The 13,965-nt window shown below is 45.7% G+C and carries 11 protein-coding genes and 1 riboswitch; of the genes, 9 read left to right on the forward strand and 2 right to left on the reverse strand.

Translation table 11 applies throughout. The annotated features are described in order from the left end of the window. Window positions 1-73 precede the first annotated feature (73 nt). A riboswitch (ZMP/ZTP riboswitch) is annotated at window positions 74-155 on the forward strand. A 208-nt stretch (window positions 156-363) separates the two neighbouring features. The 5 genes from pflB to A8806_RS16995 all read left to right on the forward strand — a co-directional run bounded on the left by pflB (window position 364) and on the right by A8806_RS16995 (window position 5,269). Further along, window positions 364-2,604 carry a formate C-acetyltransferase gene (gene pflB, locus A8806_RS16975; RefSeq protein ID WP_109732384.1) on the forward strand — a complete coding sequence of 747 codons (2,241 nt, stop codon included), beginning with the start codon at window positions 364-366 and terminating at the stop codon, window positions 2,602-2,604. A 156-nt stretch (window positions 2,605-2,760) separates the two neighbouring features. Beyond that, window positions 2,761-3,267 carry a flavodoxin family protein BilS gene (bilS, locus tag A8806_RS16980; protein WP_109732385.1) on the forward strand — a complete coding sequence of 169 codons (507 nt, stop codon included), beginning with the start codon at window positions 2,761-2,763 and terminating at the stop codon, window positions 3,265-3,267. Then, window positions 3,264-3,797 carry a DNA-deoxyinosine glycosylase gene (locus A8806_RS16985; protein WP_109732416.1) on the forward strand — a complete coding sequence of 178 codons (534 nt, stop codon included), beginning with the start codon at window positions 3,264-3,266 and terminating at the stop codon, window positions 3,795-3,797. Before bilS ends, A8806_RS16985 begins: the two co-directional genes overlap by 4 nt. A gap of 144 nt (window positions 3,798-3,941) precedes the next feature. Then, entirely contained in the window at window positions 3,942-4,568 is a 627-nt protein-coding gene (locus tag A8806_RS16990; protein WP_109732386.1) for a GTP pyrophosphokinase, read from the forward strand. 134 nt (window positions 4,569-4,702) lie between these two features. Then, window positions 4,703-5,269: a nucleotidyl transferase family protein gene (locus tag A8806_RS16995; RefSeq protein ID WP_109732387.1), complete on the forward strand. Its 567-nt coding sequence runs from the start codon at window positions 4,703-4,705 to the stop codon at window positions 5,267-5,269. Window positions 5,270-5,377: 108 nt separating this feature from the next. Here the strand turns inward: A8806_RS16995 and trhA are convergent, their stop codons facing one another. Continuing rightward, window positions 5,378-6,037, reverse strand: coding sequence for a PAQR family membrane homeostasis protein TrhA (gene trhA / locus A8806_RS17000; RefSeq protein WP_109732388.1), 660 nt, complete (start codon window positions 6,035-6,037; stop codon window positions 5,378-5,380). 294 nt (window positions 6,038-6,331) lie between these two features. Between trhA and uxuA the strand changes: the two genes are divergently transcribed. From uxuA to uxaC, 4 genes are all read left to right on the forward strand, one after another. Next, window positions 6,332-7,399, forward strand: a complete 1,068-nt coding sequence (uxuA, locus tag A8806_RS17005) for a mannonate dehydratase (RefSeq protein WP_109732417.1) — start codon at window positions 6,332-6,334, stop codon at window positions 7,397-7,399. A gap of 2 nt (window positions 7,400-7,401) precedes the next feature. Further along, on the forward strand, window positions 7,402-9,015 hold the full coding sequence (locus tag A8806_RS17010; RefSeq protein WP_109732389.1) for a mannitol dehydrogenase family protein: 1,614 nt from the start codon (window positions 7,402-7,404) through the stop codon (window positions 9,013-9,015). A 98-nt stretch (window positions 9,016-9,113) separates the two neighbouring features. Continuing rightward, window positions 9,114-10,139, forward strand: a complete 1,026-nt coding sequence (locus A8806_RS17015) for a sugar kinase (protein WP_109732390.1) — start codon at window positions 9,114-9,116, stop codon at window positions 10,137-10,139. Between the two features lie 27 nt (window positions 10,140-10,166). Continuing rightward, window positions 10,167-11,579: a glucuronate isomerase gene (gene uxaC / locus A8806_RS17020; protein ID WP_109732391.1), complete on the forward strand. Its 1,413-nt coding sequence runs from the start codon at window positions 10,167-10,169 to the stop codon at window positions 11,577-11,579. A gap of 71 nt (window positions 11,580-11,650) precedes the next feature. Here uxaC and A8806_RS17025 read toward each other — a convergent pair whose 3' ends face one another. Further along, window positions 11,651-13,921: a glycoside hydrolase family 2 protein gene (locus A8806_RS17025; protein ID WP_109732392.1), complete on the reverse strand. Its 2,271-nt coding sequence runs from the start codon at window positions 13,919-13,921 to the stop codon at window positions 11,651-11,653. Window positions 13,922-13,965: the final 44 nt, after the last annotated feature.

A 13,965-nucleotide genomic window follows, 5' to 3' on the forward strand; every position in this document is an offset into this window, starting at 1 on the left:
GTATTGCAAAATTTATGCATTTGTGTTTATACTGAAGGTACGACATTAAGAAACAGACTTCATTGGGAATTTGAAGGTTCTATGTGACTGACGGAAAAGTGGAGCATACCACGTGGGAGCATAGAATGTAAACGCCGACCGTCTGGGCAGCTCATTATTGAGTTGCCCTTTTTTATTTCATAGGAAAGTACGTCCTAAGAAATAAAAAGCCCTCCCGGCGGGATGCGCACTGCGGCGTAAGCTGTAGATGTCGCAGGGCGACCGCCGCAGGCGCGAGTTTCGCAAGCGAAACTCTATTTAGTGTTCATGGGCACCAACTAATGGGCAAATACTAAAATCTGTAATTTGAACGGAGGAGATGTCATGGAACAGAAGAACTTTGAGCAATGGAAAGGTTTTACAACGGGGGATTGGCAGAAAGAGATTAATGTAAGGGATTTTATCCAGAAGAATGTAACATCCTATGAAGGAACAGATGAGTTTCTTGAGGCAAAGACTGAACGTACGGCCAGACTGATGGACAGACTGAATAGTCTGCTGAAGCTGGAACAGGATTTCGGCGGTGTGCTGGATATTGATACACAGTCGGTGTCATCTTTGACGGCGTACCAGCCGGGGTATTTGGATAGGGAGGATGAGCTTATCGTAGGGCTTCAGACGAACCGTCCCCTGAAAAGGGGGGTGAATCCTTTCGGTGGGATTAATATGGCGCGGAAAGCGTGCAAGGCATATGGCTATGAGCTTTCCGACAAGATCGAGCAGGAATTCCAGTACCGCACGACACATAATGACGGTGTATTCCGCGTATATACGGAAGAGATGAGGAAGGTCAGACACGCAGGGATTCTGACGGGACTTCCGGATGCATACGGCCGGGGACGGATCATCGGTGATTACCGCCGTGTTGCTTTATATGGTGTGGATATACTGATCGAAGAAAAACTGAGAGATAAGAAGGAAATCGGGGAAGGTGATTTTGATGTGGAGTCCATCCGTTTGTCCGAAGAACTGTTCCAGCAGATTAACTTTTTGAATAAGATGAAAGAGATGGCCAATATGTACGGCTACGATATTTCAGACCCCGCATCCGATGCACGTGAGGCAATCCAGTGGACATACTTTGCATATCTTGCATCCATTAAGGAACAGAATGGTGCGGCGATGTCGCTTGGAAGAACGAGCACATTTCTGGATATTTATATCCAGAGGGATATGGAAGCAGGAGTACTGGACGAGGTACATGCACAGGAGCTGATTGATGACTTTGTTATGAAGCTGCGTATGGCAAGACATCTGCGGACACCGGAGTATAACGAACTGTTCGGCGGTGACCCGATGTGGATTACAGAGTCGATCGGCGGAATGGATGAACAGGGGCGCACGCTTGTCACAAAGAACAGCTTCCGTTTCCTGAATACACTGTATAACCTGGGACCGGCGCCGGAGCCGAACCTGACTGTACTCTGGTCTGAGAAACTTCCTCAGGGATTCAAAGATTTCTGTGCGAAAGCGTCGATTGATACGGATGCAATTCAGTATGAAAACGATGACCTGATGAGGCCAGTATACGGGGATGATTACGGTATCGCCTGCTGTGTTTCAGCCATGAAGATTGGCAAGCAGATGCAGTTCTTCGGGGCCAGATGTAATCTGCCGAAGCTTCTGCTCCTTGCACTTAACGGCGGCTATGATACATTTTCCAAATCCCCGGCAGGCCCGGAAATGCCTGTCTATGAGGGCGACGTGCTGGATTATGACGAGGTCATGGGCCGGCTGGAAAAATACAGGGAATGGATATGCAGGTTATATATCAATACCCTGAATGTGATCCACTACATGCATGATAAGTATGCATACGAGAAGACACAGATGGCACTGCATGATACCGAGGTGGAACGCTTTATGGCCTGCGGTGTGGCAGGGCTGTCAGTACTGACAGATTCACTGAGCGCGATTAAGTATGCACGGGTAAAACCGGTCCGGGATGAAAGGGGATATATTGTAGATTTTGAGACCAAGGGAGAGTTTCCGACTTATGGGAACGATGATGACAGGGCGGATGATATAGCAAAGCAGATTCTGGCAGATATGTCTAAAGAACTGAAGAAGACAAAGACATACAGAAACGCGGTCCATACGCTTTCAGTACTGACCATTACCTCAAATGTCATGTATGGAAAGAAGACAGGGGCCACGCCGGACGGGCGTAAGGCAAAGGAACCATTTGCCCCCGGAGCGAATCCGATGCATAACAGAGAGAAAAACGGTGCGCTGGCGTCTTTGAATTCTGTTGCGAAGCTTTCTTATGATGACTGCAGGGACGGGATTTCCAATACCTTTTCCATTACCCCGGACACACTTGGAAAGACAGAGAAAGAGCGGCAGGAGAATCTGGTACATATACTGGACGGGTATTTTAAGCAGCTTGCACATCACATCAACGTAAATGTGATGAACCGGGAAATGCTGATGGAAGCATATGAGAATCCGGCAAAGTATCCGAATCTGACGATCCGTGTTTCAGGATATGCGGTTAATTTCCATAAATTGTCGAGGGAACAGCAGAAAGAAGTGATCATGCGTACCTTCCACGAAGCAATGTAGAACGAAAAGCAGGGGCCTGTGAAAGGTTTTCTGCTTTTTTAGTGATGCCGTGCCGGAACCAGCTGACGCGGGGCTGTTGTATTTTGACAGCATGAAGAGTATAATAGTGGGAATATAAAAGACGAGCAGATGATTCACACAGAGAGGAGAATGGCTATGACATATGCAGTAGTGTATAACAGTCTCACAGGAAATACGGAAATGCTGGCTGAGAGAATCCGGGAAGCATTGGGGGAAGAGGACTGCGTCTATTTCGGAGGCGTGCCGGAGGCGATTCCTGATGCAGATGTTGTGTTTGCAGGGTTCTGGACAGATAAGGGTATTTGCAGTGAAGATATCGGGGAATTTATAGAAAAGCTGGAAGGCAAAGAGATATTTTTGTTCGGGACCGCCGGATTCGGAGGTTCAAAAGAATATTTTAACCAGATAATGAACCGGGTATCAGCATTTGTACCGGAAAGTGGTATCTTAAAAGGAAGTTTCATGTGTCAGGGACGGATGCAGGACAGAGTGAGGCAGCGCTACGCGGCCATGCAGGAAAAGGACCCGCAGGATGAGAAGATAAAGGCAATGCTTGATAACTTTGACAGGGCACTGTCCCATCCGGATGAAAACGATCTGACGGCCCTGGAAGGAGAAGTCAAGAAAATATGGAAGGTATGAGTCAGGTAACACATGAATTTGAACCGGTTTTTAATCAGGATTCCAAAGTTCTGGTACTGGGGACATTTCCCTCGGTCAAGTCACGGGAGAACCAATTCTACTACGGCCATCCTCAGAACCGCTTCTGGAAGGTCATAGCAAGACTCACGGACAGTGAAGTCCCGGAAACGATAGAAGAGAAAAAGGCCTTACTCTTAGAACACGGCATCGCAGTCTGGGACGTCATCGCCAGCTGTGAGATCAAAGGCTCCAGCGACAGCAGCATCCGCAATGTCGTGCCTGCTGACTTAAACCGCATCCTAAAAGAATGCAATATCAGGCGGATTTACGCCAATGGCAGAACGGCAGAAAAATTGTACGAAAAGTACAGCAAAAGCCGGACCGGAAGGGACATAACAGGGCTTCCCTCCACGAGCCCGGCGAATGCCGCATACTCAATAGACCGGCTGATGGAAAGCTGGGGGGAGATCAGGGAATTCATAGGGGTCAGACCCCTTTGCGGTCCGTTTTCAGAAGATTCAGATTATTAGCCCTTACATGAATTTAACATGATGCTAACTATGCAGTGATAGATGTATGTTTCCGTGGTTGTTAACATATATTAGTAAAAGACTGTATTGTGTATGTTTGGTATATTGTATGCCCAAATTAAGTAGAGAGAAGTTAGTGTCTGAATGAAAAAGGAAAGTAATAAGTTAAAGGAAAATCTGGTCAACAGTGATTTCAGCGTGAAGGGTGAATGTGCGATCAGCCTGATTCTGACAAAGCTGGATATTATTAACATTGAGCTGTCCATGATTCTGGACCGCAATGTTATCCAGATGAAGACAGGGCGGATGAAGTCTTACGAGAGCACGTGCAAGAAGATGAAGAAAAAAGGACTGGAGAAGAACTTTTCGAATGCGCTTGAGAAAATCAATGACCTGATCGGTGTCAGGGCAATCTGTTCTTATGTGGATGATATCTACCGCATAGCGGAAATTTTGTCGGAACAGAAGGACGTTAAGATTGTAAAGGTTAAGGACTATATCAGAGATCCGAAATCTTCCGGTTACCGGAGTCTTCATATTATTATGGAAATCCCCATCGGGTTTCAGGGCGGAACGCAGTGGATGAAGGCAGAACTACAGCTTCGTACTGCGGCAATGGATTACTGGGCGAATCTGGATCATCAGCTGAGGTATAAAAGAGGACGCAAAGAGGCAGAAGTAATCGATGAAGAACTGAGGGCATGCTCAGACATTATAGGGACCCTTGACAGGAAAATGCTGGAAATCAGGAAGAAGATTGATAAGATATAGGAAATCATAAGGAAATCTTAACGCCCGTTTATTTGCTTTCTTTAGAAATCTGTATTATACTTGTATTTATTGACGCACCGGACGGTCACAATCGGAAGAATGTCTGGTGAAATACAGGAGAGGAGCCTGAGGGAATGGTAGAGACAGGGGTTATACATGGAAGATTCCAGATCTTTCATTTAAAGCATATGGAATATTTACTAGCCGCAAAGATGAGGTGTAAAAAGCTGTTTATCGGCATCACACATTCAGACATTGTGGCATATGCGGCAACATCGGATCTGGATATGCACGGTACTACAAAAAGAGACAATCCGCTTACTTACTTCGAGCGTTTTGAAATGATACAGGGTGCTCTGGCGGATTTCGGCGTAACGAGAGAAGAATATGAGATTATCCCATTTCCGATCAGCCAGCCGGACCTGATCCCACAGTATGTTCCGAAAGGTGCCACCCACTATGTGAGCATCTGCAGTGAGTGGGATGAAGAGCAGCTCAGGATACTCGGGGATCTGGGGCTTAAGACAGAGGTACTCTGGAAAAAAAGTCCGGAAGAAAAGGGGATCACTGGGACTGATATAAGGAAATTCATCGCAGAAGAAAAAGAATGGAAACAATACGTTCCAAAGACAGTCAGTGAATATATCACAAAGAATGAGATAGAGACACGGATACGCAGCCTGAATTACTTGTACGAGTAATCTGGGAAAATAAAAGTGAAGCCGGCATATAGAGAAACCGCAGGATTTGAGGTCCCGCGGTTTCTTTTTATGTTGGCTTCTTTTGTCTGCCTTCATTTATGGAAGAATTTATGGGAGAAGGAATGCATACATGAGTATGAAGTGGCACGCGCTTCCGCCCATCACAAACAGGTGAAATATCTCATGGCTCCCGAAGTTTTTATGTTTACTATCAAAAATCGGTACCTTCAGTGCATAGATGATTCCCCCAACCGTGTATATAATCCCTCCGGCAAGCAGCCATAGAAATGCCGGCCTGGACATGTTATTCAGCAGTTGTGTAAATGCAAGTACACACGTCCATCCCATCCCGATATACAGCACAGAAGAGACCCATTTCGGACAGAATACCCAGAATGCTTTTATCAGGATACCAACGATTGCGATTCCCCAGATCACCCCAAGCAGGATTTTCCCCGATCCGGGATTGAGCACGAGCAGACAAATTGGTGTGTAGCTGCCGGCAATTAAGATGAAGATCATCATGTGGTCAATCTTTTTAAGTATCGTATTTACTTTTTCTGATAAATCGAACGTATGGTAAGTGGTACTTGCTGCGTACAATAAAATCAGGCTTGCCGCGTAGATGGCAAGAGAGATAATGTAAACCCTGCCTGGTTCATGTGCAGCTTTTATCAATAGTGGAATGGCGGCAAATATTGCCATCAGCATTCCGATAAAATGTGTGATTGCGCTTCCGGGATCTTTCAGTAATTGTTTTTTGTTCATAATGATACGCCTCCTAGAAAATGAAAACCTTGCATGTAGTTTTAAAAACTACGTTTAGTATATGCATATATTACAACGATTATAACTAAATTGCAAGTACTTCCTTTGAAGAACAAAGGATTTTTCGTGTTAAAAATTGCCAAAAAACTTCAATTCACAATTTTTGCAATGTATACAACAACTCTGCCAATTGGATTTTTTCAGGGAAGATTTATAATAAACTCAACAAGTAAAGAACAGGCACAAAAGGAACTAAAAAGGCCTCAGAATGGGACGAAAAAGGAGAACAATATTATGGAAATGACATTGAGATGGTACGGTTCAAAATTCGACACGGTAACACTGAAACAGATCAGACAAATCCCGGGAGTAACCGGAGTGATCACAACATTGTATGATACAGCACCGGGCGAAGTCTGGAGCAGGGAACGCATCCGTGCAATGAAAGATGAGGTAGAGGCAGCAGGACTTCATGTTGCAGGAATCGAGAGTGTGAATGTACACGATGCGATCAAGACAGGGGCAGCTGACCGCGACCAGTATATTGACAATTATATCGAAACACTACAGAACTTGGGTGAAGAAGATATCCACCTTGTATGCTATAATTTCATGCCGGTATTTGACTGGACACGTACAGAACTCGCAAGAGTGAGACCGGACGGATCTACTGTTCTTGCATACACACAGGAGGCAGTCGACGCGCTCGACCCTGAGAAAATGTTTGACTCCATCGCAGGGGATATGAACGGAACTGTGATGCCGGGATGGGAGCCGGAGCGTATGGCCCATGTAAAAGACCTTTTTGCAATGTACAAAGACATCGACGATGACAAATTGTTTGAAAACCTGAAGTATTTCCTCGAAAGAATCATGCCGGTATGTGATAAATATGATATCAACATGGCAATCCACCCGGATGATCCTGCATGGAGCGTTTTTGGACTCCCACGTATCATTATTAACAAGACAAACATCCACCGCATGATGAATATGGTAGATAACCCGCACAATGGTGTAACATTCTGTTCAGGTTCTTATGGAACAAACCTGCAGAATGATCTTCCGGACATGATCCGTTCACTGAAAGGGAGAATTCATTTTGCACATGTCCGCAACCTGAAATTTAACAGCCCGACCGATTTCGAAGAGGCGGCACATCTGTCAAGCGACGGAACATTCGACATGTATGAGATCATGAAAGCACTGTATGAGATCGGATTTACCGGACCGATCAGGCCAGACCACGGACGTATGATCTGGGATGAAGTAGCAATGCCGGGATACGGACTGTATGACAGGGCATTAGGGGCAGCTTATCTGAATGGATTATGGGAAGCAATCGAGAAAGGAGCAAGATAGTTATGAAATTAAATGAAAAAGGTCTTGAAAATAAAGCACAGTGGGAAGCAGCAGGGTTTCAGCTTCCAAAGTTTGACCGAGAGGCTGTAAAGGCGGCTACAAAAGAAAATCCTTTCTGGATTCACTTCGGGGCAGGCAATATCTTCCGCGCATTTCAGGCAAATGTAGTGCAGAACCTGCTGAATGAAGGGGCGCTCGACAGAGGTCTGGTTGTGGCAGAGGGATTTGACTATGAGATCATTGAGAAAATGAACCGCCCTCATGATGATTATTCCATTCTTGTAACCCTGAAAGCGGACGGAAGTGTAGAAAAAACAGTCGTAGGAAGTGTCATGGAATCCTGCATTCTGGATTCAGAAAATGATGCAGAATTCGGACGCTTAAGAGAGATCTTCAGCAAAGATTCCCTCCAGATGGCAACTTTTACAATCACGGAGAAGGGATACAGCCTCGTTAACGGAAAAGGCGAACTTCTTCCGGCAGTGGAGGCAGATTTCAAGAATGGCCCGGAGAAGCCGGCAAGCTATATCGGTAAAGTTGCATCCCTTTTATATACACGTTACAAAAACGGCGGGAAGCCGATCGCTATGGTGAGTATGGATAACTGTTCACACAACGGAGATAAGCTGTACGCCGCAGTGAATACTTTTGCGGAAAAATGGACCGCTAATTCGCTTACAGACGAAGGATTCCTTCAATATGTCAATACAAAAGAGAAAGTAACGTTCCCGTGGACCATGATCGACAAGATCACACCGCGCCCGGATGCCTCCGTAGAGGAAATCCTGAAAAAGGACGGCGTAGAGGAACTGGAAGCTGTTGTTACATCTAAAAACACATATGTTGCACCATTTGTAAATGCAGAGGAATGTGAATATCTTGTCATCGAGGATGCTTTCCCGAACGGACGTCCTGAGCTGGAAAAGGGCGGTCTGATGTTCACGGAACGTGAGACAGTAGACAAAGTTGAGAAAATGAAAGTCTGCACATGCTTGAATCCGCTCCATACTGCACTTGCTGTATTCGGATGTGTACTCGGATATGATCTGATTTCGAAAGAAATGAAAGATGATACACTGAAAAAACTGGTTGAGGGCATCGGATATACAGAAGGACTGCCTGTTGTTATTAATCCGGGTGTTCTGGATCCAAAAGAATTTATTGATACTGTAATCAATGTGCGTATCCCGAATCCGTTTATGCCTGACACACCGCAGAGAATTGCAACAGATACTTCACAGAAGCTTGCAATCCGTTATGGGGAGACAATCAAAGCGTATGAGGCATCCCCTGAACGAAATACAGGTGACCTAAAACTGATTCCCCTTGTATTTGCAGGATGGCTGCGCTATCTGATGGCAGTAGATGATAACGGAAATACATTCGAATTAAGCCCTGACCCGCTTCTGGATACGGTATGCCCGTATGTCACAGGGTTCAGACTTGGTGAAGATGCTGACGTTGAGTCTGCACTGAAGCCGGTTCTGGAAAATGAGAAGATCTTTGGCGTGAACTTATTCGAAATCGGCATGGCTGATAAAGTCTGCGGATACTTCCGCGAAATGATTGCCGGAACAGGGGCAGTGCGCGGGGTGTTGAATAAATACGTGAAATAGGGACGGAGAACTATCAGGTTGTATTGCATGGAATGAGGCTGTCACTTTAAGTGGCAGCTTTATTCAAAGGAACAGCGATTGTATGAAGGAGGGATTGGATGCAGAAAAAAGAGTTTGACCTGTTAGCACTCGGCGAGATACTGCTGAGACTATCACCGCCGGATAATGAACGGATTGTCAGGGGGGATGCCTTTCAGAAGCAGGTAGGGGGCGCGGAACTCAATGTCGCTTCCGGGGTATCTCTGCTTGGCCTGAGATCCGGTATTATTTCAAGGATACCGGATACGAGCATCGGCATTTTCGCAAAAAATAAAATCAGGTTCAGCGGGGTCAGCGATGATTATCTCGTTTATGACACCGGCAGGGACGCCAGACTTGGTGTCTACTACTATGAGAATGGCGCTTACCCGAGAAAGCCGGGAGTCGTATACGACAGACAGCACTCGTCAATGACCCGCATTACGGCTGATGAATTTCCAAAAGAAATCTACGAGGCGGCACGCTGTTTCCACACATCCGGGATTACACTGGCACTCAGCGGGCTGTGCCGTAAGACTGGCGTGGAAATGATCAAACGTTTTAAAGAACACGGGACACTGATCTCCTTTGATGTGAATTTCAGGGGAAACCTGTGGACAGGTGAGGAAGCAAGAGAATGTATCGAAGGCATACTGCCATATGTAGATATCTTCTTCTGCTCGGAAGATACTGCAAGACTGACATTCGGCAAGGAAGGGGATGTCAAAACGATCATGAAGAGTTTTGCGCGGGACTACCCGATATCAGTCATTGCATCGACTCAAAGAACAGTCCACAGTCCAAAAGTCCACAGCTTTACATCTGTAATCTATGACGCAGGGAAAGACCGTTACTATGAGGAGAAGCCATACAAAAATATCGAGGTGGTGGACCGGATCGGGAGCGGGGATGCTTATGTATCCGGTGTGCTCTACGGCCTTCTGTCGGAGAACGGGGACTGTGAAAAGGCATTGAAATATGGAAATGCCAGCAGTGCGGTGAAAAACACGATACCGGGAGACATGCCGTCTCTGACACGCACTGAGATTCAGGATATTATAGACGATCATGAAAATACAGGTTACCACAGTGAGATGAAGAGATAATTATATAAGAAGAAATGGAGAACAGTTATGAAAAAATTCATGGATGACGATTTTCTGTTATCAACAGAAACAGCAAAGAAACTTTATCATGAGTATGCAGAAGTAATGCCGGTTCTGGATTACCACTGCCATATCAGCCCGCAGGAGATCTATGAGGACAGGAAGTTCGAAAATATTACGCAGGCATGGCTGGAAGCAGACCATTACAAATGGCGCCAGATGCGCTCGAACGGGGTAGAGGAGAAGTACATCACCGGAGATGCATCAGACCGTGAGAAGTTCCAGAAATGGGCGGAAACACTGGAAATGGCAATCGGAAACCCCCTCTATCACTGGAGCCATCTGGAACTGAAGAAATACTTTGGATATACAGGATATTTGAACAGCGGGACAGCAGAGGAAGTCTGGAATCTGTGTAATGAAAAACTTGCGCAGGACGATATGACTGCCCGCAATCTGATCAGACAGTCTGATGTTACACTGATCTGTACGACGGATGATCCCGCTGATTCTCTCGAATGGCATCAGAAGATCGCTTCAGATAAGAGTTTTGATGTACAGGTACTTCCGGCATGGCGCCCGGATAAGGCAATGAATCTGGAAAAACCGGACTACACGGACTATCTGAAAAAATTAAGTGAAGTAAGCGGTGTGGAAATTAACAGCTTCAAAGCACTGACAGATGCATTGAAGAAGAGACTGGATTTCTTTGAGGAAAATGGATGCAGAATATCAGACCACAGTCTGGAATACGTAATGTATGCCCCGGCATCTGACGAGGAAATCGAAACAATTTTTGCAAAAAGGCTGGCTGGGGAAGCGGTAAGCCGTCAGGAAGAGCTGAAATTTAAAACGGCCTTTATGACTGTGATGGGAAAAGAATATCATAAAAAGAACTGGGTTATGCAGATACATTACGGAGTAAAGCGTGACAACAACAGGAGGGTATTCGAATCTCTGGGACCAGATGCAGGAATTGACTGTATTAATAACTACGCACCGTCCGCTGAAATGGCAGATTATCTGAATGCCCTTGCTAAGACGGATGAACTTCCGAAGACAGTCCTCTATTCTCTGAACCCGACAGATAATGCCTCTATCGGTACAATCATCGGATGCTTCCAGAATTCTTCAGCAGTCGGAAAGATTCAGCAGGGAAGTGCATGGTGGTTTAATGATAACAAAACAGGAATGACAGAGCAGATGATCTCTCTGGCTAATCTGGGCCTTCTTGGAAACTTCATAGGAATGCTGACAGATTCCAGAAGCTTTTTATCTTACACAAGGCATGAATACTTCAGACGGATCATGTGTGAGCTGATCGGGGGCTGGGTAGAAAACGGAGAGTATCCGGAGGACTATACAGCACTGGAGAAGATTGTAAAGGGAATATCCTATCGCAATGCAGTGAGATATTTCGGATTTGACTTAGAGATCTAAAAAATAGAAAAAGCAGCAATGAAAACAGGGGGTGCCGGATTTTCCGGCCCCCCTTGTTTTATATGGTCTTCTTATTTCTTGATTTTCTGCAGTTCTGAATTGATATAGGAGATAATTGCCTCCCCGTCGACTCCTTCCTTTGCGGGAAGTTTTGAACTCATTCCTTCCAAAGTCTGGCTGCCCATGATTGCAAGCATGGATTTTTTCAGCTTCATGCCCATCATACTGCTGATGGAATTGACGAGTACTGAGCTTGCTTCATCATTTTTAAGGATGTCGTTCATCGTATCTTTAATGGAGAAATACGCTTCATCAAAGGTTAAAGGACGTTTCTGGGTTACGTCAACATCATCGAACCAGTTTGTTACACCTGTATCGGATTCGTCTTCAACCAGTACGTAAGGTGCATACGGCTCGGTTACTTTTTCGAAACAGGTAGTATCTGTAAGTCCGCCGGCTTTTGCTGTAATTGTTGTAAATCCGTCATTCAGGCTGACGTTTTCAAAGACAAATACATGGTCGGCCGATCTCTTTTCAACCAGTACGCCGTCTGCGAATAATTCAACTTCCGGGCTGTTACTGTATATTTTAACTGTAATCTTATCCTGTGCCCGCTTTGCATAGCGCTTGCTGCAGATATGCAGTACCGGGTTCTTGCTCCAGTATGACTGGTACAGGTAGAAGATGTCTTTCTTAACCTTGCGGTCCAGTGTGACAAGCCCCTTGTTATTCCGTCCTGCTACGCCGCCTTCATCTCTGGCGTCGCAGCCGAAGTCGAACATGTTCCAGATGTGTGTTGCCCACAGCCAGGGGCGTTCATTGATTATTTTCACCATGTGTTCATGGTACAGTGCCTGATATTCTTCGCTGTAATCACCAGCTTTAGGATCGTCATTGTGATACGTAATGATTCCTTCACAGCCATACTCCGAAATACCGAGCGCACGTCCGGGATGCATCGCGTGGAAAGCATCCAGCCATTTCTCATTGTCTGTCATTTTTCCCTGATACCATCCGAAATAATGGTTGTAGCTGAGTACGTCTGTGATCTGGTTCTGCTCGTCCTCCATAGAGAGCTGGGAAACCTGTGCCATCGTGGAAAGACGGCCCGGGTCCAGTTCATGTACAAGGCGGTTCAGGTCTTTTAAGTTTTCTGTCAGCTGAGGATTGGAGTCGCCTCCGATTGTAATCTCGTTGGAGATTCCCCAGAAACAGATGCTGGCGTGGTTATAATTCTGGAAGATCAGCTCCTTCATCTGGCTGATACAGTTTTCATGCGCTGCCGGAAGCGGGTTCATGGAAGAGATAAACGGTATCTCCGCCCAGATTACGAATCCCATTTCATCGCAGATATCATAAAAGTCCTGACTATGCTGATAATGTGCCAGACGGATTGTGTTGGCCCCGAGTTCCCGGATAAGCTGTGCATCTTCTAAATGCTCTTTGTAAGTCAGTGCGTTTCCAAGATCCAGACGGTCCTGATGACGGGATACACCGCGCAGAGGAGTGAGGACTCCATTCAGATAGAACCCTTTCTGGGGATCTACGGAAAATTTACGGAAACCATGCCTTGTGTGTACCTCGTCCAATACTTCATTATGACGCACCAATAATGCTTCTACACCGTAGAGATACGGATCTTCCACACCCTGCCACAGATGGATGTCTGTCAATGTAATTTCGGCGGCAGTATCTTTTTCGGCAGGCCTTGAGATTACCGCTGTTTCTTTTTTATCCTGGTCATAGATGGTAAAAAGAACCTGATCACTTTCTCCCGGATTTTCCACATAAGCATGCAGCGTTACTTTTGCCTGTTTTTCTCCTGTAATGGAAGAGGATACAATGAGCCCCTGTGAGCCGTAATAATCCAGATCGAAATGTGTCTCAGGCACGTAAATCAGATTGACACCCCGGTACAGGCCGCCGTAGAATGTGAAGTCTGCCATCTGCGGATAGATCTGGTCCTGATGCTCGTTGTTTACCATGATGGATAATATGTTTTCCTTATCTTTCAGATAGGACGTAATATCAGCGCGGAAGAGGCTGTATCCGCCTTCGTGTTCCACTGCTTTCTGACCATTTATATAGACTTCGCAGGCAGAAGAAGCAGCCGGGACTTCCACATATACACGTGCTGCGGGTTTTCTTCCGGCTAGATCCAGTTCCTTTACATACCAGCACTTTCCCCGGTAGAAGTCAGCTTTGCCATCCTGTCCGTCATACCGGTTCCAGGAATGCGGCAGGGTAACAGTCTCCCAGCTTTCATTAAGTGTAACAGGAACATCTGTCTGCGGTTCCTTTGTAAAAAGCCAGTTTGTTTCTAATTTCATGTAATTTCGCATTTCATTTCCTCCATTTACTATTGTTAACAATTTTTATAATCTTA

It is taken from the genome of Faecalicatena orotica, from assembly GCF_003149245.1.
In the GTDB taxonomy this organism is placed as follows: domain Bacteria; phylum Bacillota; class Clostridia; order Lachnospirales; family Lachnospiraceae; genus Faecalicatena_A; species Faecalicatena_A orotica.

What these genes read in the sequence shown, in the direction of transcription:
- pflB (WP_109732384.1), top strand. Translation starts at nt 364, where the DNA reads ATGGAACAGAAGAACTTTGAGCAATGGAAAGGTTTTACAACGGGGGAT.
- A8806_RS17010 (WP_109732389.1), top strand. Translation starts at nt 7,402, where the DNA reads ATGAAATTAAATGAAAAAGGTCTTGAAAATAAAGCACAGTGGGAAGCA.
- A8806_RS16990 (WP_109732386.1), top strand. Translation starts at nt 3,942, where the DNA reads ATGAAAAAGGAAAGTAATAAGTTAAAGGAAAATCTGGTCAACAGTGAT.
- A8806_RS17025 (WP_109732392.1), bottom strand. Translation starts at nt 13,921, where the DNA reads ATGCGAAATTACATGAAATTAGAAACAAACTGGCTTTTTACAAAGGAA.
- uxuA (WP_109732417.1), top strand. Translation starts at nt 6,332, where the DNA reads ATGGAAATGACATTGAGATGGTACGGTTCAAAATTCGACACGGTAACA.
- bilS (WP_109732385.1), top strand. Translation starts at nt 2,761, where the DNA reads ATGACATATGCAGTAGTGTATAACAGTCTCACAGGAAATACGGAAATG.
- A8806_RS16995 (WP_109732387.1), top strand. Translation starts at nt 4,703, where the DNA reads ATGGTAGAGACAGGGGTTATACATGGAAGATTCCAGATCTTTCATTTA.
- trhA (WP_109732388.1), bottom strand. Translation starts at nt 6,037, where the DNA reads ATGAACAAAAAACAATTACTGAAAGATCCCGGAAGCGCAATCACACAT.
- A8806_RS17015 (WP_109732390.1), top strand. Translation starts at nt 9,114, where the DNA reads ATGCAGAAAAAAGAGTTTGACCTGTTAGCACTCGGCGAGATACTGCTG.
- A8806_RS16985 (WP_109732416.1), top strand. Translation starts at nt 3,264, where the DNA reads ATGAGTCAGGTAACACATGAATTTGAACCGGTTTTTAATCAGGATTCC.
- uxaC (WP_109732391.1), top strand. Translation starts at nt 10,167, where the DNA reads ATGAAAAAATTCATGGATGACGATTTTCTGTTATCAACAGAAACAGCA.